At 66.4% G+C, this 22,983-nt stretch carries 20 protein-coding genes and 2 tRNA genes; 5 read left to right on the top strand and 17 right to left on the bottom strand.

Annotated features, from left to right (window positions below; translation table 11 throughout):
* Window positions 1-35 precede the first annotated feature (35 nt).
* From lysA to FHX47_RS01840, 3 genes are all read right to left on the bottom strand, one after another.
* Window positions 36-1,523 (bottom strand): diaminopimelate decarboxylase, encoded by a 1,488-nt coding sequence (gene lysA / locus FHX47_RS01850; RefSeq protein WP_183357811.1) that lies wholly within the window; start codon window positions 1,521-1,523, stop codon window positions 36-38.
* Between the two features lie 26 nt (window positions 1,524-1,549).
* Window positions 1,550-3,226 carry an arginine--tRNA ligase gene (gene argS, locus FHX47_RS01845; RefSeq protein ID WP_183357181.1) on the bottom strand — a complete coding sequence of 559 codons (1,677 nt, stop codon included), beginning with the start codon at window positions 3,224-3,226 and terminating at the stop codon, window positions 1,550-1,552.
* 67 nt (window positions 3,227-3,293) lie between these two features.
* Window positions 3,294-3,974, bottom strand: a complete 681-nt coding sequence (locus FHX47_RS01840; protein WP_183357180.1) for a LysE family transporter — start codon at window positions 3,972-3,974, stop codon at window positions 3,294-3,296.
* Between the two features lie 506 nt (window positions 3,975-4,480).
* Between FHX47_RS01840 and FHX47_RS01835 the strand changes: the two genes are divergently transcribed.
* Window positions 4,481-5,353, top strand: a complete 873-nt coding sequence (locus tag FHX47_RS01835; protein WP_183357179.1) for a DUF4190 domain-containing protein — start codon at window positions 4,481-4,483, stop codon at window positions 5,351-5,353.
* A 56-nt stretch (window positions 5,354-5,409) separates the two neighbouring features.
* Here FHX47_RS01835 and FHX47_RS01830 read toward each other — a convergent pair.
* Window positions 5,410-5,485: transfer RNA gene (locus FHX47_RS01830), tRNA-Arg, on the bottom strand.
* Window positions 5,486-5,802: 317 nt separating this feature from the next.
* On the opposite strand from FHX47_RS01830, the gene FHX47_RS01825 reads away from it, so the two are divergent.
* Window positions 5,803-6,237 (top strand): VOC family protein, encoded by a 435-nt coding sequence (locus tag FHX47_RS01825; protein ID WP_183357178.1) that lies wholly within the window; start codon window positions 5,803-5,805, stop codon window positions 6,235-6,237.
* A 9-nt stretch (window positions 6,238-6,246) separates the two neighbouring features.
* Here FHX47_RS01825 and FHX47_RS01820 read toward each other — a convergent pair whose 3' ends face one another.
* Genes FHX47_RS01820 through FHX47_RS01810 form a run of 3 tightly spaced genes read right to left on the bottom strand, consistent with a single transcriptional unit; the run spans window position 6,247 to window position 8,785 of the window.
* Window positions 6,247-6,564: an antibiotic biosynthesis monooxygenase family protein gene (locus FHX47_RS01820; RefSeq protein ID WP_183357177.1), complete on the bottom strand. Its 318-nt coding sequence runs from the start codon at window positions 6,562-6,564 to the stop codon at window positions 6,247-6,249.
* A gap of 37 nt (window positions 6,565-6,601) precedes the next feature.
* On the bottom strand, window positions 6,602-7,684 hold the full coding sequence (locus FHX47_RS01815) for an Rv2578c family radical SAM protein (protein ID WP_183357176.1): 1,083 nt from the start codon (window positions 7,682-7,684) through the stop codon (window positions 6,602-6,604).
* 48 nt (window positions 7,685-7,732) lie between these two features.
* Window positions 7,733-8,785, bottom strand: coding sequence for a putative sulfate exporter family transporter (locus tag FHX47_RS01810; RefSeq protein WP_183357175.1), 1,053 nt, complete (start codon window positions 8,783-8,785; stop codon window positions 7,733-7,735).
* Between the two features lie 175 nt (window positions 8,786-8,960).
* Here FHX47_RS01810 and tgt point away from each other — a divergent pair, with 175 nt between their 5' ends.
* Window positions 8,961-10,256, top strand: coding sequence for a tRNA guanosine(34) transglycosylase Tgt (gene tgt / locus FHX47_RS01805; protein ID WP_183357174.1), 1,296 nt, complete (start codon window positions 8,961-8,963; stop codon window positions 10,254-10,256).
* A gap of 36 nt (window positions 10,257-10,292) precedes the next feature.
* Here the strand turns inward: tgt and FHX47_RS01800 are convergent, their stop codons facing one another.
* Window positions 10,293-11,273 carry a 2-hydroxyacid dehydrogenase gene (locus FHX47_RS01800; protein ID WP_183357173.1) on the bottom strand — a complete coding sequence of 327 codons (981 nt, stop codon included), beginning with the start codon at window positions 11,271-11,273 and terminating at the stop codon, window positions 10,293-10,295.
* Between the two features lie 137 nt (window positions 11,274-11,410).
* Between FHX47_RS01800 and FHX47_RS01795 the strand changes: the two genes are divergently transcribed.
* The gene (locus FHX47_RS01795; protein ID WP_183357172.1) at window positions 11,411-12,400 is read left to right on the top strand and encodes an LLM class flavin-dependent oxidoreductase; all 990 of its coding nucleotides are present in this window, start codon (window positions 11,411-11,413) and stop codon (window positions 12,398-12,400) included.
* A gap of 54 nt (window positions 12,401-12,454) precedes the next feature.
* On the opposite strand, the gene FHX47_RS01790 is transcribed toward FHX47_RS01795, so the two are convergent.
* Window positions 12,455-12,531, bottom strand: a tRNA-Pro gene (locus FHX47_RS01790).
* A 189-nt stretch (window positions 12,532-12,720) separates the two neighbouring features.
* Here FHX47_RS01790 and FHX47_RS01785 point away from each other — a divergent pair.
* Window positions 12,721-14,043: a serine hydrolase gene (locus FHX47_RS01785; protein ID WP_183357171.1), complete on the top strand. Its 1,323-nt coding sequence runs from the start codon at window positions 12,721-12,723 to the stop codon at window positions 14,041-14,043.
* A gap of 12 nt (window positions 14,044-14,055) precedes the next feature.
* Here the strand turns inward: FHX47_RS01785 and der are convergent, their stop codons facing one another.
* The 8 genes from der to FHX47_RS01745 form a co-directional block, all read right to left on the bottom strand.
* Window positions 14,056-15,588: a ribosome biogenesis GTPase Der gene (gene der / locus FHX47_RS01780; RefSeq protein ID WP_183357170.1), complete on the bottom strand. Its 1,533-nt coding sequence runs from the start codon at window positions 15,586-15,588 to the stop codon at window positions 14,056-14,058.
* Complete coding sequence (gene cmk / locus FHX47_RS01775) at window positions 15,578-16,306, bottom strand: (d)CMP kinase (protein WP_183357169.1); 729 nt, start codon at window positions 16,304-16,306, stop codon at window positions 15,578-15,580. The genes der and cmk overlap by 11 nt, the downstream gene beginning before the upstream one ends.
* Window positions 16,306-17,433: a prephenate dehydrogenase gene (locus FHX47_RS01770; protein ID WP_183357168.1), complete on the bottom strand. Its 1,128-nt coding sequence runs from the start codon at window positions 17,431-17,433 to the stop codon at window positions 16,306-16,308. Before FHX47_RS01770 ends, cmk begins: the two co-directional genes overlap by 1 nt.
* Entirely contained in the window at window positions 17,426-18,373 is a 948-nt protein-coding gene (locus FHX47_RS01765) for a pseudouridine synthase (protein WP_246327895.1), read from the bottom strand. Before FHX47_RS01765 ends, FHX47_RS01770 begins: the two co-directional genes overlap by 8 nt.
* Before the next feature lie 183 nt (window positions 18,374-18,556).
* Window positions 18,557-19,225: an SMC-Scp complex subunit ScpB gene (gene scpB / locus FHX47_RS01760; RefSeq protein ID WP_343064263.1), complete on the bottom strand. Its 669-nt coding sequence runs from the start codon at window positions 19,223-19,225 to the stop codon at window positions 18,557-18,559.
* Window positions 19,225-20,055, bottom strand: coding sequence for a segregation and condensation protein A (locus tag FHX47_RS01755; protein ID WP_183357166.1), 831 nt, complete (start codon window positions 20,053-20,055; stop codon window positions 19,225-19,227). Before FHX47_RS01755 ends, scpB begins: the two co-directional genes overlap by 1 nt.
* Window positions 20,052-20,936 carry a ParA family protein gene (locus FHX47_RS01750; RefSeq protein WP_246327894.1) on the bottom strand — a complete coding sequence of 295 codons (885 nt, stop codon included), beginning with the start codon at window positions 20,934-20,936 and terminating at the stop codon, window positions 20,052-20,054. The genes FHX47_RS01755 and FHX47_RS01750 overlap by 4 nt, the downstream gene beginning before the upstream one ends.
* A 103-nt stretch (window positions 20,937-21,039) precedes the next feature.
* The gene (locus FHX47_RS01745; protein ID WP_183357165.1) at window positions 21,040-22,959 is read right to left on the bottom strand and encodes an acetate--CoA ligase; all 1,920 of its coding nucleotides are present in this window, start codon (window positions 22,957-22,959) and stop codon (window positions 21,040-21,042) included.
* Between the last annotated feature and the right edge of the window lie 24 nt (window positions 22,960-22,983).

The raw sequence follows: 22,983 nt of genomic DNA, 5'->3' as shown, positions 1-22,983 counted from the left end.
CTACGCAAGTGGTCTAACATTCTGCGGCGTCGTCGTCATGGTTGTGCTGCGGCTCCCGATCCGGTGTATCCGGTGTCCCGGGCCAACATCTGGTCCACTGTCTCGCCTTCGATGAGCACCTGTGCCGCACCGTTGCTGACGGCGACCACCGGTGGTCGGGTGAGATAGTTGTAGTTGCTGGACAGTGAGTGGCAGTACGCGCCGGTGGCCGGCACGGCGAGGATGTCCCCGCGGGACACAGCCGGTGGCAAGTATACGTTTCGCACCACTATATCGCCGGATTCGCAGTGTTTGCCCACGATGCGAGACAGGATGTGTGTCCCGGTGATGCTGCGCGAGGCCAGGACCGCGGAGTAGTCGGCGTCGTAGAGCACCGGCCTCGGGTTGTCCCCCATGCCCCCGTCCACTGCGATGTAGCGGCGGGTGATTCCATCGTCGACGACGACGTCCTTGGTGGTGCCGGTGGTGTACAGGGTGACCCCGGCCGGGCCGACGATGCTGCGGCCGGGTTCGATGCTGATCTGCGGCAGGCCGATGCCGTGCTCGGCGCAGGAGGCCCGCACGGCGGCGGCCAGCGCTGCGGCGATCTCTGCGGGGTGGCGGGGCTGATCCGCCTCGGTGTAGGCGATGCCGTGGCCGCCGCCCAGATCCAGTTCGGTCAGCGCGACGCCGTAGACCGACTCGATGCGGGCCAGGAAGGCGATGAGCTTATCGGCGGCCAGCTCAAAGCCCTCAGGCTCGAAGATCTGCGAGCCGATGTGGCAGTGCAGCCCGACCAGTTCGACGCCCTCGGCCGCCAGTGCACGCTCCACTGCGGTCCAGGCCGGGGATCCGAGATAGGGGTTGGCCGCGTCGGTCTCGACGTCGGGGGTCGGGCCGTGCGGGCTCAGCGAGAGGCCGAACTTCTGGTCCTCGTGGGCGGTGGCGATGTACTCATGAGTGGAGGCATGGACTCCCGGCGTCAGTCGCAGCAGCACCGTGGCGGTGCGCCCCATCGCGGAGGCGATGACCGAGATGCGCTCGATCTCTTCGACGGAGTCGGCGATGATGCGCCCCAGACCCAGTTCCACCGCCCGGCGGATCTCCGCGTCGGACTTATTGTTGCCGTGCAGCCCGATGCGGGCGGGGTCGATGCCAGCGGCCAGTGCGATCGCGAGCTCTCCGCCGCTGGCGGTGTCGATGTTCAGCCCCTCCTCGGCGGCCCATCGCGCCGCGTGGGTGGAGAGGAAGGCCTTGCCGGCGTAGTAGACGTCGACGCCGGTGCCCTCGGCCTCGCCCGATGCGGCGAAGGCAGCGCTGAAGGCTTCGCGGAACTGACGTGCTCGGGCACGAAAGTCGGTCTCGCTGAGCACGTAGAGCGGGGTGCCGTAGGTCTCGGCCAGCTCGGAGGCCGCGACTCCGCCGATGCTCAGCTCACCGTCTGCGGTGCGCGCAGTGTCTTGGGGGAACAGGGCAGCCTCCAGGTCCTCGGTGCTCTCTCGGACGGACAGCCAGTCCGGGGCCAGCGGGTGCGGTGTGAGCATGTTCTCTGCCGTCACATCTTCGCTGGTCACATTCGCTCCGGGGCGCTCACGCCGAGCAGGTCCAGCCCGTTGCGCAGCACCTGGACGGTGGCGTCGTTGAGCCAGAGCCGGCTGCGGTTCAGATCGGTGACCGGCTGCCTCTCCCCGCTCTCGGTGACGCTGGGGGCGATCCGGCATTTGGCGTACCAGGCATGGTAGGCCGCCGCCAGGTCCTCCAGGTAGCGGGCCACTCGATGAGGCTCGCGCAGCTGGGCGGCGCGGGCCACAAGCGTGGGGAACTTCGCCAGGTGCGCCAGCAGCTCCTCCTCCCGCTCATGGCTGAGCAGCCCGGCGTCGAACCCTCCCCCATCATCTGGCCCAGTGCGTTCCACCCCCTGGGCGTGGGCGTTGCGTGCGGCGTTGCAGGCCCGGGCGTGGGCGTACTGGACGTAGAAGACCGGGTTGTCGTTGGTCTTGGAGCGCAGCAGCTCCGGGTCCACGTCGATGGCTGAGTCTGCTGGGTAGCGTCCCAGCGTGTAGCGCAGCGCATCGGTGCCCAACCATTCGATGAGGTCGTCCAGGGCGATGATGTTGCCGGCCCGTTTGGAGAGCTTGGCGCCCTTGACGCTCATCAGCTGGCCGATGAGGATCTCAATGTTGTGTTCGGTGTCGTCGCCGGCGCAGGCCGCCAGTGCCTTCAGCCGGCCCACGTAGCCGTGGTGATCGGCACCGAGCAGGTAGATCTTCTCGGTGAAGCCGCGCTGACGCTTATCCAGGTAGTAGGCGGCGTCGGCGGCGAAGTAGGTCGGCTCCCCGTCTGCTTTGATCAGCACCCGGTCCTTATCGTCGCCGGAGTCTGTGGTGCGCAGCCAGACGGCGCCGTCGCGGTCTTCGACGTGGCCCTGTTCGCGCAGGGTCGCTACGGCGTCGTCGAGTTTTCCGGACTCGTGCAGCGTGCGTTCGGAGGTGAAGACGTCGAAGTGCACCCCGAAGTTCTCCAGGGTCGTCCGGATGCGGCGCATCTGCTCCTCGTAGGCGATCTCGCGGGCGATCGGCAGCGCGTGGGTGCGGTCCTGGTCTTTGATGTCCGGGTGGTGCTCCAGGACGGTCTGCGCCAGTTCGCTGATGTACTCGCCCGGATAGCCGCCCTCGGGCACCTCGTCACCGTGCAGGCGGGCCAGCACGGACTCGGCGAAGGTGTTCATCTGGTTGCCGGCGTCGTTGATGTAGTACTCGTTGGTGACCTCGGCCCCGGAGGCTCGCAGCAGCCGGCTGAGGGCATCTCCCAGGGCGGCCCAGCGGGTGTGGCCGATGTGCAGCGGCCCGGTGGGGTTGGCGGAGACGAACTCTAGGTTGATGCTGGACCCGGCCAGCGTCTGGTTCTGGCCGTAGGTCTCGGCGGCTTCGACGATCGCCCGGGCCAGCTGACCTGCCGAGGCGGCGTCGAGGGTGATGTTGATGAAGCCGGGCCCGGCGATCTCCACCGCACTGATGCCCTGCTGCTCGTTCAGGCGGACAGCCAGCACCTCGGCCAGCTCGCGGGGCTTCATGCCGGCCGGCTTGGCCAGCTGCAGGGCGATGTTGGTGGCCCAGTCCCCGTGTGCGCGGCTCTTGGGCCGCTCCACTCGCACCTCGTCGGGGATGGTGTCGAGGGCGACGTCGCCGGCGGCTGCGGCCTCGGCGAGCACGGATTTTACGATGGCGGAGAGTTCCTCTGGAGTCACCCCAGCAGTCTACGTGTTCGGCACTGGCCCCGCCGTCCCCCGGGTTCTGTTCTGAAGTGCGACGCGCCTAGAGCACCAGCGGGAGCAGCCCGTAGAGCCCGGTGGCGATCATATAGAGCCCCAAGCCCAGCAGGGTGAGCCCGCTGATCAGTTCGATCCAGCCGGTGACCCGCGGGTTGGAGAGCCACCGGTTGGCGGCGTCGACGATGAGCACCAGCCCCAGCAGGTAGAGCAGAATGGCCGCGGCCACGGTTCCGCCCAGTACTGCGATGACGAACAGCGGCCCGGATTCTCTGGGGGTGAACTGCGGGAACAGCGCGAGGAAGAACAGTCCGGTCTTCGGATTGGTGAGGCAGGTGACGATGCCGGCGCCGAAGGCGGTGGTAGCCTTCACCGATTTGGTGGACGCCGGCTGGGTCTGCTGCACCCCGGAGGCGGTGATGACGGAGGCGTCGCGGAACCTGGCGCGTGCCGTCAGCGAGGTGCGTGCGCCCAGCCAGATCAGATAGCTGCCGCCGGCCAGGCTGACGATGTAGTAGGCGCTGTCTGAGGCGTCGAAGAGGGCGGCCAGCCCGAGTGCGGCCAGCACCGCCCAGATGAACAGGCCGAATGTGGTGCCCAGGGCCGCGAAGATGCCGGCACGCCTGGACACCAGCGCGTAGCGCAGCGAGAGCAGCGTGTCGGGGCCCGGTGTGATCGCCAGGATCACTGCGACGCCGACGAATGCCAGGTAGGTGCCCAATGTCACGGCATCATCATCGCAGAAGGCCCGTCAGAAAAAGTCACCCCACCAGCAGTTCCGGTGGGGTGACGACAAGTCTGGCTCCAGGCGTTCTGCCGGGCACCTATGCTCCGGCGGAACGCGGTCACCAAACCGCACAACTTGTGACGCTGATCACTATAGTACGCAGAGCCCGAACGCTCAAATCACCGAAGCTCGGAGTACGGCCCGTGACAGACCGAGTCCGAACGCGACACAAGGACCACAGAGTCCAGGCTCCCGAGAGAATCGTGGCACCGCACCGAACACTGACCAGCATCCGGCCCTCGTCCTGCTACCTACAGCGGCCCACCCGGCTCTCGTCAACCGAAAGGCCCGTTTCACAGATTTAAAGAAGTCTGCAAACAGGGAATGTCAAGGTTGATCTGAGTGGTGTGACAGCGGTCGTGTCCGAGGCCATGCCTACTGTGACCCGTGTCGGTATCGACCGACTGGATTACTTCCCATCACTCGCGTTCTGAGAGGAACTTTTTATGACACAGCAAGACATGTACCCGCCTGCCGGCGCCCCTGGAGCACCACCGGAGCAGCCAAAGAAGGGGTTGGGCATTGCAGCGATGGTCTTGGGCATCATTGCACTGGTGTTCGGCTTCATTCCGTTCATTGCTACGCTCAGCTTCTTTCTGGGTCCGCTCGCCGTAGTGCTGGGAATCATCGCATTCATCAATCGACGGGGCCGTGGCCAGGGCATTGCCGGCGTGATCACCGGAGCAATCGGCGCAATAGTAGCGCTAATCGGTTTCGCTCTTACCGGCGCGTTCTTCGCCGCTGTCGACGAGGAGGTGCAGAACTCGGAGGACACCACCAACAACTCCGAAGAGAGTGAGCAGGCACCAGAGGATGACGCTGCTGAAACCGCCGACGAGGCCAGTTCCGAAGATGAATCCAGTACCGAGGAAGACACGGAAGCCTCCGGGGACGCGGGCAGCAGGGACAACCCTCTGCAGCTTGGCGAGACCTTCGAAGCTGGTGACTGGGCTGTGACCATCAACTCGTTCACCCCGAACGCGGCAGACGAGGTCGCAGCGGAGAACCAGTTCAACGAGCCCGCACCTGAAGGAAGCGCCTATGCTCTTATCAATGCCGACGTCACATACAGCGGCAGCGAATCAGAGATGGTCATGATGGGCGTAAGCATCGACTACGTGACCTCCAGCGGTGAGACAGTCGGAGCCTTCGACTCGATGGCCGTCGCCCCAGACGCGTTGGACAGCAGCGCCGAACTGTTTGAAGGCGGCAGCGAATCAGGAAACATCGCCCTCGCGGTGCCAGAAGATGATGACGGCGTCATCCGTGTCCAGCTGGGCATGCTCAACCAGGAAGACGCCTTCTTCGCCACGGAGTGATTCAGACATGAGAAAACCCCCGCGATCGACTTAAGGCGATCGCGGGGGTTTTCTGTTGGTGCCCCCGAAGGGATTCGAACCCCTGACCTTCGGTACCGGAAACCGACGCTCTATCCCCTGAGCTACGGAGGCGGGATCGCTGGTTGCGACCGATCCAGGTTACCAGGCCGAGCCGGAGACGGCGACTTCAGAATTTGTGCAACTGTTCTATTGCAGATCAGGCTGGAGTGCCATATTTTGCTTGCGTGAACCGGGGCGGTGGATAAACAGCGCCACCCTCACTCCCTGCGAAATCCGCTGCCAGCCGATCGGATCAGCTCTCAGTGCCGCAGCACGTCAGATGGATGCTATGGCCGCCGGGTGGGGCCACCGGCTCGCGACCCTGAAAGACCGCGCAGAACGACCTTAGAAGAACTAAAAGCGTAAGGAATCGAAAGGACGATTTGGCGATGCCACAAGCAACCCCGTTTCTCACCTTCCAGCCTGGCCGTGGGCAAAGCGCCGCCGAGGCCATGGACACCTACCTCGGCCTGTTCGATGACGGCCGGGTCCTGACCGACCAACGCTACGGCGCTGAGGGCCCCGGTGCAGAAGGGACGGTCATATTGGCGGAGTTCGTGATAGCCGGGCAGCACTTCCGCTGCAGCGACAGCTTCATCAAGCACGAGTGGGATATCACTCCGGCGGTTTCGGTGATGGTCGACTGCGATTCTGTAAACGAGCAGCAGCGCCTGTTCGACGCCCTCGCTCAGGGTGGGAGAATCTATATGCCTCTGGACGACTACGGCTTCGGTCCGTTCGGCTGGGTCGAAGACCGCTTCGGGGTCTCGTGGCAGTTGGCCGCGCCAGCAGGCGAAAGCGCAGCGCCGGAACCTTCCGTCTGATCAACCTGGTCAGCCGGTGACGGCGACCTGGTAGCTCCACAGCTCACTGGACATGCCCACCGGCTTTCGCTTCGGTTCGCCGTCGTGCTCTCCGTGAGACGTCTTGAAATCCTGAGAATCTCGCCAGTTCTGATAGTCCTCTTCGGAGTCCCAGCGTGTCACCACCAGCCACTGGTTCCGCCCGTCAGTGGGCTGCAGCAGCTCGAATCCCTGGAAACCGGCCGTACCAGCCATGGAGTCCTGGTGAGCCGCAAATCGCTGGCCCAGCTGGTCGCCGGAGTCCTCGGGCACTGTGATGGCATTGATCTTGATGACACTGGTGCTCATTGCCCCAGTCTACTCAGCGCAGCAGAGAACACTGTCGCTAGAACAGTGTCGGCTGACCGCCCTGCCCGGAGAGTTCCAGCCCCGGCAGTTCTTCGGCCCGATCGCTGAGTGCCGTCTGGGACGCTTTCTCGGGCGAATCGCGGCCGCGCCAGGCCGGCGGTGGCCGGTCGAGGAATCCGTGGCGGCGTCGTGCTGCGGCGGCCTGCTGACCCAACCACTTCTTATAGTCCTTATCCGCATAGCTGCCGAAGTCTCCCCTGGAGCTGCGGTAGAGACGCCGATACTTCGGCACCAGTTTGGGATACTCGGCCTGCAACCACTGCATGAACCATTCCCGAGCGCCGGGCCTCAGGTGCAGCGCTCCGGTGGTCACCCACCCCGCGCCGGCATCAGCCAGTGCAGCGTGGAGTCGGTCAAGCTGGTCCTGGGAGTCGGTCAGCCACGGCAGGATCGGCATGGCCATTACGTTGCATTCGAGTCCAGCGTCGGTGATGGCACGGATAAGATTCAGTCGTGCCCGTGAGTCGGGCGTGCCGGGCTCCACCTTCTGCTGCAGCTCAGTGTCCATGATCGCCAATGACACCGCCACGGAGACCGGCACCTTCTTAGCCGCCTCGACCAGGAGCGGCAGATCGCGCTTGAGCAGCGGCCCTTTGGTGAGAATCGAAAACGGGGTCCCCGAGTCAGCCAGGGCCCGGATGATCCCCGGCATGAGCCCATAGCGGCCTTCGCTGCGCTGATACGGGTCGGTGTTGGTGCCCAGGGCGACGTGCTCGCGCTTCCAGCTCGGTTTGGACACCTCGGCGCGCAGCACCTCGACCACATTGGTCTTCACCACAATTTGTGTATCAAAATCTTTCCCTGAATCTAAATCAAGATATTCATGCGTCTTTCTCGCGAAGCAGTAGCGACATTGATGAAGGCATCCACGCGTCGGATTAATAGTCCACTTAAATGGCATATTAGAGTTTTGGGGAACTTTGTTCAAGGCGGACTTGGCGGCCACCTCGTGGAAGGTGACACCCTCGAACTCCGGAGCGCGCACACTGCGAACCAAGCCCTTCATGGGCAGCAGTGCCGCCTCGCCGACGTCGTCGACCCTTTGCCCCTGCCACCGCATGCTCTCATTCGAACATATGTTCGAGTTCAGCTCAAGGGTAGGTCTCCTTCAGACCAGCAGAAATACTCCGATCAGCGCAGTTCCTCCTGCCAGGAGGCTGCCCGCACCCCCGAGCAGCAGGGCGGGACCGCCGGTGCGCAGCAGGGTCCGCAGGTTCACCGACGCACCCACTGCCGCCATCGCGATGGTGAGCAGCATCGTGGTGATCTGGGCGATGAAGTCCGAGGTCTCGGCAGGAATCGTCGTCAACGAATTCACTGCGACGGCCAGCAGGAAGCCAAGCACGAACCACGGCATGATGCTCGCCGTGCCAGCACCGTGGGCGGACCCTGAGCGGGCATCCATCAGTCGCACAGCGACCACGGCCGGCGCCAGCAGCAGCACCCGGGCAAGCTTCACCACGGTGGCCGCCGCGAGCGCGGTGGCACCGACAATTCCGCCTGCTGCCACGACTTGGGCGACCTCGTGCACGCTGGCCCCGATCCAGACGCCTGCCTCCTGCTCCCCCAGGTTGAGAATGGACGCGAGCATCGGCAGCGCCACCATGGCCACGGTGCCGCAGAGAGTCACCACTGCCAGCGCAGTGGCGGCGGCCTCCCCCAACGCCCGGCCCCGGTGATCCTTACCGTCGCCGCGGTCGAGCACCGATGCGGCCGCCGCGACCGCTGAGGCCCCGCAGATGGCGGTGCCGGTGGCCAGCAGCGCCGTCGTCGTAGGGTCGGTGCGCAGCAGTGGGCCCAGCAGGCGCATCCCGAGGAATGTCACCAGTACGGTGACCAGCACGATCACCAGCACCTCCCAGCCCAGGGCGGCGATGTCTCCCAGGGCCAGCTCAAGGCCCAGCAGCACGATGCCTGCGCGCAGCGGTACTTTCGCAGCCCAGGCCAGCCCACTCTCGCCCCACCAGGGAACCCACCCCAGGGTGCGAAGAGCCATGCCGAGCACGATGGCGATCAGCAGGCTGGAGACCGGCACCCACTCGGCGAGAAAGCGCTCAGCCACTGCCGCGACCACCAGCGCCAGGGCAGCACCCGGCAGCAGCTGGTAGCCGCGTTCGATGAGCCGCTGCGGGTCGAAGGATCCGCGTGGGGAGGATGACACCGCAACAGTCTAGGACGCCCACACCGTCGCGTGCTCCGGTTCTTCCCCACCACATTCGCGCTTCCCCGTGTAATTCCACGGGGTAACGGCAATATGGCGGGGAACATTCACCCCACCACCGGGCGTACCGCCAGGCCGGCAGCCGGCAGCAGCAGCGCCGTCGTAGACTGTTGCGGTGCCTGAATCCGTTCCCGCTCCCACGTCCCAGCCCGCTGCGCCGTCGTCCACTCCCCCAGTGAACGACCGCAGCAGCTTCAGCTTCCAGGTTCACCACCGGATCGAGGGTGGCTTGGGGCGCACCGGCACCATCAGCACCCCGCACGGGCAGATCCAGACCCCGGCGTTCATCCCCGTGGCCACCAAGGCGACCGTCAAAGCCGTCCGGCCGGAGGAGATGAGCGAACTGGGTGCCCAGGCGGTGCTGGCCAACGCCTATCACCTGAACCTGCAGCCCGGTACTGATGTGCTCGATGCCGCTGGCGGTCTGGGGAAGTTCATGAACTGGGCCGGCCCCACGTTCACCGACTCCGGCGGCTTCCAGGTGATGAGCCTGGGCGTAGGCTTCAAGAAGACCATCTCCATGGACACCTCCCGAGTCACCAACGACGACGCCGTGGCCCCCGAGCATGAGCGCCGCGCCTTCGTCGACGACGACGGGGTCACCTTCCGCTCCCACATTGATGGCACCGTGCACCGGTTCACCCCGGAGATCTCAATGGAGCTGCAGCATCAGATCGGTGCTGACATGATTTTCGCCTTCGACGAGCTGACTACCCTGTTCAACACCCGCAGCTATCAGGAGGAGTCGCTGGAGCGCACCCGTCTGTGGGCTCAGCGGTGCCTGGTGGCCCATCAGCGGCTGAGCGCAGAGCGCAGCCACCGCCCGTATCAGGCGCTCTTCGGGGTGCTGCAGGGTGCCCAGTATGAGGATCTGCGGCGCAGGGCCGCCCGGGATCTGGGCAGCATGGAGGCCGAGGGCCAGGTCTTCGACGGGTTCGGCATCGGCGGTGCCCTGGAGAAGGAGAACCTCGGCACAATCGTCGGCTGGGTCTGCGAGGAGCTGCCGGAGAGCAAGCCGCGGCACCTGTTGGGCATCTCGGAGCCGGATGACTTCTTCACCGCCATCGAGAACGGTGCGGACACCTTCGACTGCGTCCAACCCTCACGGGTGGCGCGCAACGGCCGCGTCTACACTCCCGACGGCTACTTCAACGTACCCCAGGCGAAGTACAAGAAGGACTTCACCCCGATCCAGGCCGACTGCGGCTGCTACACCTGCCAGCACTACACCAAGGCGTATCTGCATCACCTGTTCAAGGCCAAGGAGATGCTCTACTCCACCCTGTGCACCATCCACAATGAGTACTACACGGTGAAGCTGGTGGACGACATCCGCGACGCCATCGCCGCGGGCCGGTTCTACGACTTCCGCGACGAGACCCTGGCGCGCTACGCAGGCCGCATCAGCTGAGCACGACGCCGCAGATGAGCACGACGACGGCGCAGCTTAGCCCTCCACCGGGGTCAGTGGGTCCTCACCGTTGAGCACGGCGACCAGGTTCTTCAGCGCCAGCGATGCCATGCGGTTGCGCGTGGCGTCTCCGGCGGAGCCGATGTGCGGCAGCAGCACCACGTTCTCCATTCCGCGCAGCCGCTCGTTGATCGCCGGCTCGTATTCGTGCACATCGAGTCCGGCCCCGCCCAGGTGCCCGGAGTCCAGGGAATCTGCCAGCGCTTCCTCGTCCACCAGCGGTCCGCGTGCGGTGTTGAGCAGATAGCTGCCGGGCTTCATGGCCGCCAGTTGGTCTTTGCCGATCAGGTGCTTGGTCTCAGCGGTCAGCGGGGCGTGCAGCGAGACGACGTCGGAGGCTGCGATCAGCTGCTCCAGCGTGGCAGGTTCCACGCCGAGAGCCTTCGCTTCGGCAGAGTGGGCGCGGCGGCCGGTGGCCAGGATGTGCATCCCGAAGGCGGCGGCCCGGCGGGCGGTGGCCATACCGATGCGCCCCAGCCCCACAATGCCCAGAGTGGAGCCGGCGGAGATGTCCAAACCCACAAAGCTCTGCGGGCCCCAGATCCATTCTTTGCCGGTGCGTATGAACCGGTCCCCTTCGGCGACCCGGCGCACCGTGCTCAGCAGCAGCGCCAGCGTGAGGTCGGCGACTGATTCGTCGAGGACCCCAGGGGTGTTGGTGACGGTGACCCCGCGCTCAGCGGCCGCGGCGACGTCGATATTGTCATAGCCCACCGCCATATTGGCCACCACCTGGAGCTGCTCCCCGGCGGCGTCGAGCACTTCGGCGTCGATCCGGTCGGTCACCATGGTCACCAGTCCCGAGGCACCGCGCACGGCGCTGAGCAGCTCCTCGCGCGACGGTGGGAATTCGGTATCGGGGTGGATGCGCAGCTGCGGCCTCAGCTGGGGCCGGAACTCGTTGAGAACGGCCTCATCCAGTGGGCGCGTGAGAAAAACATGCTGTTGCTCAGGCATGGTGCCACCCTACCGGCGCCCTCGGCGTCTGAAGGCCCGAGTGAGTCGCACCGTCCGGAATAGGCGTCAGTCCCGCAGTTGTTGCCTCGGGTGTAGCAGAGTCCAGGTTTACTAACGCGTAAGGAACTGAAGCGACATTGTCTGTACCTCTGAGCATTCTTGACCTCGTGTCCATCCCTGAGGGCTCCACCGCCCGCGATGGCATCGCCGCCTCCATGGAATCCGCACGGCATGCCGATCAGCTGGGCTATCACCGCCTCTGGTACGCCGAACATCACAACACGCCCAACCTGGCGGCCAGCTCCACCGCGCTGCTGATTTCCCAGGCAGCAACGGTCACCGAGAAGATCCGCTTGGGCTCCGGCGGCGTGATGCTGCCCAATCACGCGCCCCTGATGGTTGCCGAACAGTACGGGACGCTGGCCAATATGCACGGCCCGCGCATCGACCTGGGACTGGGTCGTGCCCCCGGCACTGACCAGATGACCGCGCAGGCACTGGCGCGCTCCTCCGGCGAGCCCCAGGAGTTCGCCCAGAACATCTACGACATGCAGGGCTGGTTCGGCGCTGACGGCACCGCCCACAGTGCGTCGATCCAATCGGCGGTCTCCGCTGATACCCACGTGCCGATCTGGGTTTTGGGGTCGACCGTCAACGGCGCCTCCATCGCCGGGCAGTTGGGGCTGCCGTTCTCGCTGGCCTCACACTTCGCACCGGATCAGATCGACGAGGCGATCCGGGTCTACCGGGAGTCGTTCACCACCGAGGCGCCGACTGCGCAGATCGATAAGCCCTACGTGATGGCTGGAATCAACGTCGTCGTCGCCGACACCGATGAGGAAGCCGACTACCAGTTCACCACCCTGGAGCAGATGTTTCTCGACATCACCCGCGGTCGGCAGCGCAAGATCCAACCGCCGATCGATCCGGCGCAGCTGGCCGAGACGGGCGCGCGCGAGAACCCGATGCTGCGCATCAAGGCCGTGGGCTCCCCGCAGACCGCTCGCCGACAGCTCAGCGAGTTCGTCGAGCGCACCGGAGCGGATGAGCTCATCACCACCACCTACGCCTACGATCCGGCAGTGCGCGATCGCTCGCTGGAGCTTCTGGCCGACGTCTGGTTCTGAAACCCAAAAAGCCCCGGCGTCCCTGGTGCTGATCGGGATGCCGGGGCTCTTCTGTGGTCGGGCTAGCGGGATTTGAACCCACGACCTTCCGTCCCCCAGACGGACGCGCTACCAAGCTGCGCTATAGCCCGTGAATGTGCCTCTGAACCGGCGAATCTGCGCCGCAAGCACCGAAACAGTCTACATCATCTCTGCGGGCAGAACCGCACCCCCACATCCACCGGCGGGGTGCTTGCAGGCAGCTGCTCGTAATCAAAACGTAATGACGAAGCAGCGCAAAGCTCCACACGATGTGCCGACAGGGTGACTAGCATCGACACATGCACTCGCGCCTTCCCCTTTTTGCGGGTGTGCCCGGGAAGTCTGCGGCAGTTGCGCTGACCGCCGCACTGTTGGTCACCGGCTGCACGCCCAACCCGTTCGGCACCGGAGAATCTGGCCTGGAACCGACCTCTGCCGTCCAAGCGGCACCCGTGGCTGCCCAGCATTCGGCACAGTCCACCATGGCCGACGCCGCTGAAGAGCTGGCCCGTCGTATTGAGCAGGCTCAGCCCAGCGGGCCGGTTGCTGCCTCATCCGGGGCGCAGGACGCCGAACCCGAAGGAGCTCCCGTCCAGGAAGATGAGGACCGGGCAGGGGTGGACCGGCACCGCAGTGAGCTGAACTCGTGGGCCGAATCAGTCACTGAGGCCCAAGCGGCGGATGCCGAGCAGCAGCGTCTGGCCGAAGAGGAAGAAGCCCGGCGCGAGGCCGAAGCTGAGGCCGAACGCCAGCAGCAGGCTGCCGAGGACGCACAGGAGCAAGCGCAGGAGGAAGCCCAGGAAGACGCCCAGCCTGCGCCTGAGACGCAAGCCGACGACGCCGAACACGTCACTGACCCCGAGGCTGAGGAGTCTGCGCAGCCGGCGCCGGCACCTGACCTTGAGGAGTCGCTCAGCACCCCGGCTGATCCCCAGGTGGCGTTCACCGGCGACATGAACATCTATCTGCAGGATCTGGCCGCTGCCCACCCGGGCAGCATCACCATCAGCCTGCAGGAGCTCACCGGAGCCCAGCGCAGCGCCTCAGTCGGCGGCCGCACTGCCCAGGTGACGGCCAGCACCTATAAGCTCTATGCCGCTTACAGCCTCATTCGGCAGGTCGAATCAGGTGCCCTGAGCTGGAGCGACTCGGTCTCCGGAGGCCGCGATCTGGCCCAGTGCTTCCACGACATGATCGTCGTCAGCGATAACCCCTGTCCCGAAGAGATCGGCGCTGACATCGGGTGGAGCACCATCTACTCAGATGCGGCTGCCGCCGGGGCCACTGTCACCGGCCAGGGCCAGGGGGCGATCGTCACCTCCGCCAACGACTTAACCTCCATGCTGGCGCGTCTGGAGACCGGGCAGCTGAGCATCAGCGAGGCCGGACACGACCGGCTGCGCGAAGCATTGGGAGCCAATGTGCACCGCCTGGGGGTTCCTGCTGGCAGCACCGGCCAGGTGCTGAACAAGCCCGGTTGGATCGATGGATACGTGCACGACGCGGCCATTGTCCGCCACCCACAGGGCACCTACGTGCTGAGCATTATGAGCGAAGGCTCCAGCTGGCACTCCCTGGCCGGGATCACCCGCAGCGTCGAGACCGCACTCTACGGCGGTTAGCTATTTGCACAGCTATTTACGCCTGCGCCGCTCGCGCACCCGCATCTGCACCTCGATCGGGGTGCCGGTGAAGTCGAAGGTCTCGCGCAGCCGGCGGGTGATGAAGCGTCGGTAGCCCGGCTCCAAAAAGGCAGTGGTGAACAGCACGAACTTCGGCGGCCTCGTCGAGGGCTGAGTCGCAAAGAGAATCCGGGGCTGCTTGCCGCTGCGCACCGGGTGCGGGTGCGCGGCCACCAGTTCCCCCAGGAACGCATTGAGCCGACCGGTGGGGATCCGCTGCTCCCAGTTGGCCAGCGAGGTCCGCAGCGCAGGGGCCAACTTATCCTTGTGCCAGCCGGTGCGGGCGGAGACGTTGACCCGCGGCGCCCATGACGCGTGGCCGAGGTCGCGTTCGATCTCCCGTTCCAGGTAGTAGCGGCGCTCACCGTCCATCAGGTCCCATTTGTTGTAGGCAAGCACCACTGCCCGGCCGGAGTCCACCGCCATCTGCACCAGGCGGACGTCCTGCTCGCTCAGCGGCTCGTCCACGGCCAGCAGCACCACAGCCACCTCAGCCTTGTCCAGCGCACGCTGGGTGCGCAGCATGGCGTAGTACTCACTGCCGGAGGCCATGTGGGTACGACGCCGGATCCCGGCCGTATCAACGAAGCGCCACTGCTCCTCACCCAGGGTGATCAGCTCATCCACCGGGTCCCTAGTGGTGCCGGCGACCTCGTCCACCACGACACGGTCGGAGCCGGCGAGCTTATTGAGCAGCGAGGATTTGCCCACATTGGGCCGACCCACCAGCGCGACGCGCCGCGGTCCGCCGGTGGGGGTCAGTCCCCCGTACTGCGCGGTCTCCGGCATCGCCTGCAGCGCCGCGTCCAGCAAGTCGCCGGTGCCGGAGCCGTGCAGCGCCGACACCGGGTAGGGTTCGCCCAGTCCCAGATTCCACAGCGGGTAGACCTCGGTCATCTGAGCAGCGGAGTCCACCTTATTGGCTGCCAGCAGCACCGGCTTCTTCTTGCGCCGCAGCATCTTCACCACGGCCTCGTCCACAGCGGTGGCTCCGACCAGCCCATCAAGCACCAACACCACCGCGTCGGCCTCGTCGACGGCGATCTCGGCCTGCTCAGCCACCCGCTTCTGCATGCCTTTCGCGTCGGCCTCCCAGCCGCCGGTGTCGACCAGCGTGAAGTCCTTCCCGTTCCACTCGCCGAGGTAGGAGACCCGGTCGCGGGTCACCCCGGGCACGTCCTCCACCACGGCTTGGCGGGAGCGGATGATCCGGTTGACCAGCGTGGATTTGCCCACATTGGGCCTTCCGATGATCGCCAGGACCGGTGGCGCCGGTGTCTGCTTACGCTCCAACTCGTCCTCGTACTCGAGGTCCAGCAGCGCGGCGTCGTCGTCTTCGAGCTCATAGTCGCTGAGCCCGGCACGCAGGGCAGCGGCTCGGGCTTCGGCGTCGTCGTCGGTGATTGCGGCCAGGCGTTCGGCCCATCGCTCATCGTTTCCGGTGGGCGCGTACTCCTGGGCGGAGTCGGTGTCCTCAGAGGCCATCAGCGGCAGTCTCCTGTACGCTTTCGACGCGGCCGATGAGTGAGTCCACGGTCTCATCGAAGGTCAGCTCCGATGAGTCCAGCACGGCCACCCCGTCAGCAGCTTCGGTGAAATTTGTGGTCGCAGAGTCTCTGCGGTCGCGATCGAGGACCTGACGCTTCAGCGCCTCGGCGCTCTGGCCGTCTCCCAGCTGGGCGCCGCGGCGGCGCAGCCGGGCTTCGGCGGAGGCGGTCAGCAGCACGCGGACCTGCGCGTCCGGGGCCACCACGGTGGTGATGTCACGGCCCTCGGCCACAATGAATCCGGCCTGATCGATGATGCGGCGCTGGGCGCCGATCAGCACCTGGCGGGCCTTGCGGTTGGTGGCCACATCCGAGACCTTCTCTGAGATCTGCGGCGCCCGGATCTCTGCGGTGACATCAGTCTCGCCCACAGTGATGATCTGGTGCTGCGGATCGGTGGAGATGTTCAGCGGCAGCTCCTCCACGGCGACGGCGACCGCGTCCTCGTCGCGCAGCGCCACGTTCTGCTGCACGCAGTACCAGGTGGCGGCTCGGTACATGGCTCCGGTGTCTAAGTAGGCGGCTCCCAGCCGGGCGGCGGCGGCACGGCACACGCTGGACTTGCCTGAGCCGGAGGGCCCGTCGACGGCGACGACCATGCGATCAGAGTCAGGCTCCGTCGCGGCGCTGGGCCCCTGCTGTGTGCTGGTGCTCATCAGAGAACCACCTTCCATCCCATCTCGGTCAGCGCCTGGGCCAACTCTTCTCGTCTGCCCGGCAGCACCGACAGCTCCACCATACCTACCTGGTGGCCGGCCGAATGTTCCATGCGCAGGTCTTCGACGTTGACACCGGCGGTGGTGACATCGTTGAGCACTGCGGCGATCTGCCCCGGCCTATCATCCACGATCACGGTGACCACAGCGAAGGACTGCGGCGGTGCGCCGTGCTTGCCCGGAATGCGGACCACCCCGGCGTTGCCCTCGGCGACCAGCTGGGCGATGTCTGCCTGAGACCCCGACGCCGAGGGGTCCTCCAGGGTGCTGATCAGCCGTTCGACGTCGTCCCGCAGTCCGTAGAGCAGGTCCACCACCGAGCGGGAGTTGGCGGAGAGGATCTGGACCCACAGGTTGGGGTCGGAGGCGGCGATTCGGGTCACATCACGCAGCCCGTTGCCGGAGAGCGCCAGTGCCCCGTCTGCGGCGTCCTGCAGCCGGGAGGCGACCAGCGAGGCCGCCACTTGGGGCAAGTGTGAGGTCAGGGCTACTGATTCGTCATGGGTGACCGCGTCCATGCGGTGCACGCTGGCGCCCAAGTCCCGGCCCAGGTCGGTGGCCCGCCTCACTGCCTCCGCGGTGGAGAGCTGGGCGCCGGTGGTCGGTTCCACCGCAGGGCAGATCACCCACGGCATGGAGGTGAACAGCTCTCCGCGTGCTGCCACGGGCCCGGACCGTTCGCGTCCGGCCATCGGGTGAGTGCCCACGTAGCGCGCCAGGTCCTCAGTGACCAGCTCCGCGTCAGGATCAGCGGCCGTGGCCAGCAGCTGGTTCAGGATCTGGGCCTTCACGGAGGCAATATCGACGACGACGGCGTGGCGGTACCGGCTCAGCGCCGCGGCGACCTCGACGGCGGTGACCTCCGGCGGTGCGGCGATGACCACCAGGTCCGGATCCGGCGCGTGCTGGGTGATCCGGGTGCCGGCCCCGATGTCTTCAGCGATGGCTGCGGCGCTGGGTGAGGGATCGCTGAGCCACACCTGGTGGCCGGCGGCGCGCAGAGCCAGCCCGATGCTGGCGCCCAGCAGTCCGGTGCCGCGGATCAGTGTGGAGCTGGGTTCAGCCACCTGGGCTCCTTTCGGCCGCCGGGGCGTGGGTGAGGTCGCGCAGGTGGCCGATCTCTTGGGCGCCAAGGTCGCGCAGGCTCCCCTGGGGCTGGTCGCCGATGACGATGCTGCCGATGCCGGTGCGCACCAGGCGCTTCACGGGGTGGCCGAGCGCCTCGAATATCCGGCGCACAATCCGGTTGCGCCCGGAGTGCAGCGTGAGCTCCACCATGGTGCGCCCGCTGGTGGAGCCGACGATCACGCAGTGGTCAGCGGCGATCGGTCCGTCGTCGAGCTCGATTCCGGTCTCCAGACGTTTGGCGCTCTTCCTGGACATGTCCCCTGCGACCTCCGCCAGGTAGGTCTTGGGCACCTCATAGGAGGGGTGGGTGAGTCGGTTGGCCAGGTCGCCGTCGTTGGTGAGCAGCAGCAGACCTTCGGTCTCATAGTCCAGCCGGCCCACGTGGAACAGTCGCGCGCTGCGGTGGGCATCCTGCAGGAAGTCCCCGATGCTGCGGCGGCCCTCGGGGTCGGCCATAGTGGTCATGACTTTGGTGGGCTTGTTGAACATCACGTACTGATGCTCCACATCAAGGTTCACCTGCAGACCATCGACTTTGATGCTGACCGCTTGGGGATCCACGCGCACCCCCGGCTCCACGATGATCCGTCCGTCCACGGCGACGCGGCCCTCGGCGATGAGGTCTTCGCAGACCCGGCGGGAGGCGACCCCGGCGTTGGCGAGCACCTTCTGCAGGCGGACGCCGGTCTCGGTGTGGACGGCGCGGAAGTTGGCTTCAGCCTCATCGGCACGGATTTTGGCGGCCTTCGGCTCAGAGACGATGAGCCGCTCGGGCCGTTCGGAGGCGAAGGGGCCGCCGGAGGCACCGGGTCTGGGAGTCCGAGGTGCTCGTGCCGTGCGCGGGGCACGACGGCGCTCAGGTGAGTTCCTCGACGTCATGCGGACTATATTACCGGTCTGGACACGGTCCTTTTCCCACCTGACCGCGGACCCCGCCGGTTTTCCCCGGGACTCCGCCGGTTTTTCGCAGAGCTTCTGCCCCATCGTGGAGAAACAGCTCCACGTTCTGGCAGAAGCCCTACGAAAAGTGGAGGGTTGGGGCAGGGCGGTCGAGGGGCTACGTCAGTCGAGAGCGGGATCCTCGGCGTCCAAGTCCTCGGCGTCCAAGTCCTCGGCGTCCAAGTCCTCGGCGTCCAAGTCCTCGACCCCGGGCAGGTGCGGTGAGAGTTTGGGCAGGTCGCTGATGCTGTCCAGCCCCAGGCGCTCCAGCAGTTCCGCGGTAGTGGTGTAGAGGGTCGCGCCGGTCACCGGGTCCGCGCCTGCGGTGTCCAGCAGCCCGCGCGCCACCAGCGTGCGCACCACCCCGTCGACGTTGACCCCGCGGATGGCGGCAACCTGCGAGCGCGAGACCGGCTGCCGGTAGGCGATCACGGCCAGGGTCTCCAGCGCGGCGGAGGAGAGCCGGGTGGTCTGACCGGCCAGCACGAAGGCGGAGACCTCCTCGGCGTAGCGCACCCGCGAGTAGTAGCGCCAGCCGCCGGCCACCTCGCGCAGCTCGAAGCCGCGCTCCCTGCCGCCGTCGGCGCCGTCGGCCTCTGCGCGCAGCTCATCCAGCAGGGCGAGGACCTGGTGTTCGGCCAGGTTGACCGCGGCGGCCAGCTCGGCCGGGGTCACCGGTTCCTCGGCCACCAGCAGCACGGCTTCCACGGCGGCCAGATAGTCGTTGTGGGTGACCAGGTGATCGCTGGAGGCCGCCTCCAGGGCCGGGTTCATGCCGGTGGTGCCGCTCATCAGCCGTCCCATTCCGCCGCAGCCGAGGATTCGGCGGCCAGCGCGGCCGAGGGCTCATCCGCCCCGGCCCAGGTCACGGTCAGCTCCGCCAGCGGGGCGTCCTGGATGAACTCGACCTGCCGGTCGCGGAACAGCTCCAACAGGCCCAAAAAGCGCACGACGACGACCAGCCGGTTCTCCGCCGAGGCGACCAGCTCCGCGAATCGGCACTGGCCCGCCTCACGCAGCTGTTCGGTCATGGCCGCGATCTGATCGCCGACGTTGACGGTGTGGGCGTGCAGGTGCTGCATCTGAACGTGATCGGGCTCCAGCTGCTGACGGGCCAAGGCCTTCTCCGCCAGGGCTTTGAGGTCCTCAGCGGTGGTGTTCCAGACCAGCTCCGGCAGCAGGTGGCCCATGTCGGGGTGCTGACCGGGGGTGCGTGGGAAGCGCCCGGCGTTCTGAGCGACGGCGCTGCCCATGTGTTCGGCGATCTGTTTGAACGCCTTGTACTGCAGCAGTCGGGCGAAGATCAGATCCCGGGCTTCCAGGGCGGCGATGTCCTCCTCGGATTCGGCCTGGGCACCGGGAAGCAGCTGGATCAGCTTCATATCCAGCAGTGTGGCGGCGACGAAGACGAAGTTGGAGGACTCCTCCAGCGCACGGTCGGCCTCCAGGGTGCGGACGTAGCCGATGAACTCATCGGTGACCTCGGCCAACGCCACCGTGGTCACATCCATTTCGCGCTTGGCGATGAGCCCCAGCAACAGGTCGAAGGGCCCGTCGAACCCGTCCAGGCTGACGGTGAAGCCGGATGTGACCTCACTGTCCTCCTGAGCGGCCAGTGTCATGGGGAGCCGCCCCGGTGGATCAGCTCTCGGGCCAGCTGCCGGTAGGCTTTGGCGCCGTCGTGCTTGACGGCATAGCTGGTGATCGGCTCTGCGGCCACCGAGGCGTCGGGGAACTTCACCGAGCGTTTGACCACGGTCTCGAAGACGCGCTCGCCGAAGGCCTCCACGATGCGTTGGATGACCTCCTTGGAGTGGGTGGTGCGCAGATCGACCATGGTGACCAGCACCCCGTCGATTTCCAAGTCAGGGTTGATCCGGTCCTGGACCTTCTCGATGGTGTCCTTCAGCATGGCGACGGCGCGCAGTGCGAAGAACTCGGCGACCAGCGGGATGATCACCCCGTGGGCGGCGGTGAGCGCGTTGACGGTCAGCAGTCCCAGGCTGGGCTGGCAGTCAACGATGATCACGTCGTAGTCGTCACGCACCGTGCGCAGCGCCCGGGCGAGCACCTGTTCGCGGCCGACCTCGGTGACCAGCTGGACCTCTGCTGCGGAGAGGTCGATATTGGCCGGCAGCAGGTCCACCTCGGGAATGTGGGTGGAGATCAGGGCGTCGGCCACCGTGACGTCCTTCTCCAGCATCACGTTGTAGATCGTGGTCTCCAACTCGTGCGGGTTGGCGCCCAGTCCGGCCGAGAGCGCCCCCTGGGGGTCGAAGTCGACCATGAGCACCCGGCGGCCGTACTCCGAGAGCGCGGCGGCCAGGTTGATGGAGGAGGTGGTCTTGCCCACTCCGCCCTTCTGGTTGACCATGGCGATCACTCTCGCCGGGCCGTGGGAGGTCAGCACCGAGGGTTCGGGGAACTCGCGCTTGGGGCGGCCGGTGGGGCCGATGATCGCATCACCGTGGATGGTGAACAGCGGTGTCGGCTCGTCGGTCAACGTGGATTCCCCTAACGATGGTCCTCTGCGGCCCGCGCGTACGGGCTCCTCTGACGTGTCCAGACCAGATTACCCGGTGAGATGTCTCGGGCAAGCAGCTGGGTCAGCGGCGCAGCACCGGCACCAGGTCATCGATGACCTGAGCGTCCTCGATGGTCGAGGGCACCGTGTACTCCTCGCCGTCGGCGATCTGGCGCATCGTCTTGCGCAGCACTTTGCCCGAGCGGGTCTTCGGCAGCGCGTCGACGACGACGACGTCTTTGAAATCTGCGACCGGACCGATGGTGCTGCGCACCTGGGCGACCAGTTCGGTGCGCAGCTGCTCCTCGCCGATGTCCGAACCGGCCTTCAGGACCACGAACCCGGCGGGCCGCTGCCCCTTCAGCTCGTCACGCAGGCCGATGACGGCGCATTCGGCCACCGCCTGGTGTTCGGCCACCGCCGCCTCGATCTCTCCTGTGGAGAGCCGGTGACCGGAGACGTTGATGACGTCGTCGCTGCGGCCCATGACGAAGATGTAACCGTCCTCATCGATGTAGCCGGAGTCTCCGGTGGTGTAATACCCCTCGAAGGCCGACAGGTAGGTGTCGATGTAGCGCTGGTCATCGCCCCACAGGGTGGAGAGGTTGCCCGGCGGCAGCGGCAGGCGGATCACGATGTTGCCCTGCTGCCCGGCTGGCAGCGGGTCTCCCGAGGGATCGAGCACCTCGACGTCGAAGCCGGCCATCGGCAGGGTTGCCGAGCCTTCTTTGACCGGCAGCTGCTCGATGCCCACCGGGTTGGCTGCGATGGGCCAGCCGGTCTCGGTCTGCCACCAGTTGTCGACGACGGGCACGCCCAGCCCCTCACCGATCCAGCGCTGTGTCTTGGGGTCCAGGCGTTCGCCGGCGACGAACAGCCAGCGCAGCGAGGAGATGTCGTAGCGCTGCAGCAGCTCAAGTTCGGGGTCGGCCTTGCGGATGGCGCGCAGGGCGGTGGGCGCGGTGAACAGGCTGGTCACCCGGTGCTGGTCCACCACTCTCCAGAGCGCTCCGGCGTCTGGGGTGCCCACGGGTTTGCCCTCGTAGAGCACCGTGGTGGCCCCGGCCAGCAGCGGCGCGTAGACGATGTAGGAGTGTCCCACGACCCAGCCGACGTCGGAGGCGGTGAGGATCGTGTCGTCTTCGCCGACGTCGAAGATCGCCGAGATCGACCAGCGCAGCGCTGCGGCCGTGCTGCCCTGGTCTCGCACCACTCCCTTGGGCCGGCCGGTGGTGCCGGAGGTGTGCAGAACGTAGAGCGGGTCGGTCGAGGCGACCGGCACCGGCTCCACCGGCGCGGCCGTCTCCAGCAGATCCTGCCAGTCGTGCCAGCGTGCCGGGGACTGTTCGGGGGTCTGCTGCGCCTCGGCGGTGAAGCCCGCCCGGTGCCAGACGACGACCTCACCGACTCGGTGCTGGGCCAGCTCGACGGCTTCTGCAACCTTGGGCAGGTAGTCGATGGTGCGGCTGGGCTCCACACCTCCGGTCGCGGTCAGCAGCACGGTCGGCTCCGCGTCGTCGATCCGGGCGGCGATGCCTTTGGCCGCGAAGCCGCCGAAGACTACGGAGTGCACTGCGCCGAGGCGGGCGCAGGCGAGCATGGCGATCGGGGCCTGCGGGATCATCGGCAGGTAGATGAGCACCCGGTCTCCGTGTCCGACTCCGAGCTGGGCCAGCATCCCCGCGGTGGCGGCGACCTCATCACGCAGCTCACGGTAGGTGTAGCTGCCTGAGTCCGCAGTGACGGCCGAGTCGTAGATGAGCGCGGTATGGTCACCGCGGCCGGCCTCCACGTGCCGGTCCAAGGCGTTGTGGCTGACGTTGAGCTCGCCGTCGGGGAACCAGCTGTACAGCGGCGCCTCGGCGCTGTCCAGGGCACGAGTGGGAAAGCGGCTCCACTCCAAGTCTTGGGCAGCGTCGAGCCAGAAGGACTCAGGGTCCTGCAGCGACTGCGCGTGGACGCTCCGGTAATCAGTGGGGTCTGTGATCGGTGACTGCGACATGGTGAGCTCCTCTGTCTGTCAGGT

Source organism: Garicola koreensis, assembly GCF_014195445.1.
Classification (GTDB): domain Bacteria; phylum Actinomycetota; class Actinomycetes; order Actinomycetales; family Micrococcaceae; genus Nesterenkonia; species Nesterenkonia koreensis.
Note: the sequence above shows the minus strand (reverse complement) of the source record. Positions and strands in the feature narration are given on the sequence as shown.

Coding starts and splice junctions, on each gene's coding strand:
- lysA (WP_183357811.1), bottom strand. CDS start 1,523: ATGCTCACACCGCACCCGCTGGCCCCGGACTGGCTGTCCGTCCGAGAG.
- FHX47_RS01835 (WP_183357179.1), top strand. CDS start 4,481: ATGACACAGCAAGACATGTACCCGCCTGCCGGCGCCCCTGGAGCACCA.
- FHX47_RS01825 (WP_183357178.1), top strand. CDS start 5,803: ATGCCACAAGCAACCCCGTTTCTCACCTTCCAGCCTGGCCGTGGGCAA.
- FHX47_RS01820 (WP_183357177.1), bottom strand. CDS start 6,564: ATGAGCACCAGTGTCATCAAGATCAATGCCATCACAGTGCCCGAGGAC.
- FHX47_RS01815 (WP_183357176.1), bottom strand. CDS start 7,684: ATGCGGTGGCAGGGGCAAAGGGTCGACGACGTCGGCGAGGCGGCACTG.
- FHX47_RS01800 (WP_183357173.1), bottom strand. CDS start 11,273: ATGCCTGAGCAACAGCATGTTTTTCTCACGCGCCCACTGGATGAGGCC.
- FHX47_RS01785 (WP_183357171.1), top strand. CDS start 12,721: ATGCACTCGCGCCTTCCCCTTTTTGCGGGTGTGCCCGGGAAGTCTGCG.
- der (WP_183357170.1), bottom strand. CDS start 15,588: ATGGCCTCTGAGGACACCGACTCCGCCCAGGAGTACGCGCCCACCGGA.
- cmk (WP_183357169.1), bottom strand. CDS start 16,306: ATGAGCACCAGCACACAGCAGGGGCCCAGCGCCGCGACGGAGCCTGAC.
- FHX47_RS01765 (WP_246327895.1), bottom strand. CDS start 18,373: ATGACGTCGAGGAACTCACCTGAGCGCCGTCGTGCCCCGCGCACGGCA.
- scpB (WP_343064263.1), bottom strand. CDS start 19,225: ATGAGCGGCACCACCGGCATGAACCCGGCCCTGGAGGCGGCCTCCAGC.
- FHX47_RS01755 (WP_183357166.1), bottom strand. CDS start 20,055: ATGACACTGGCCGCTCAGGAGGACAGTGAGGTCACATCCGGCTTCACC.
- FHX47_RS01745 (WP_183357165.1), bottom strand. CDS start 22,959: ATGTCGCAGTCACCGATCACAGACCCCACTGATTACCGGAGCGTCCAC.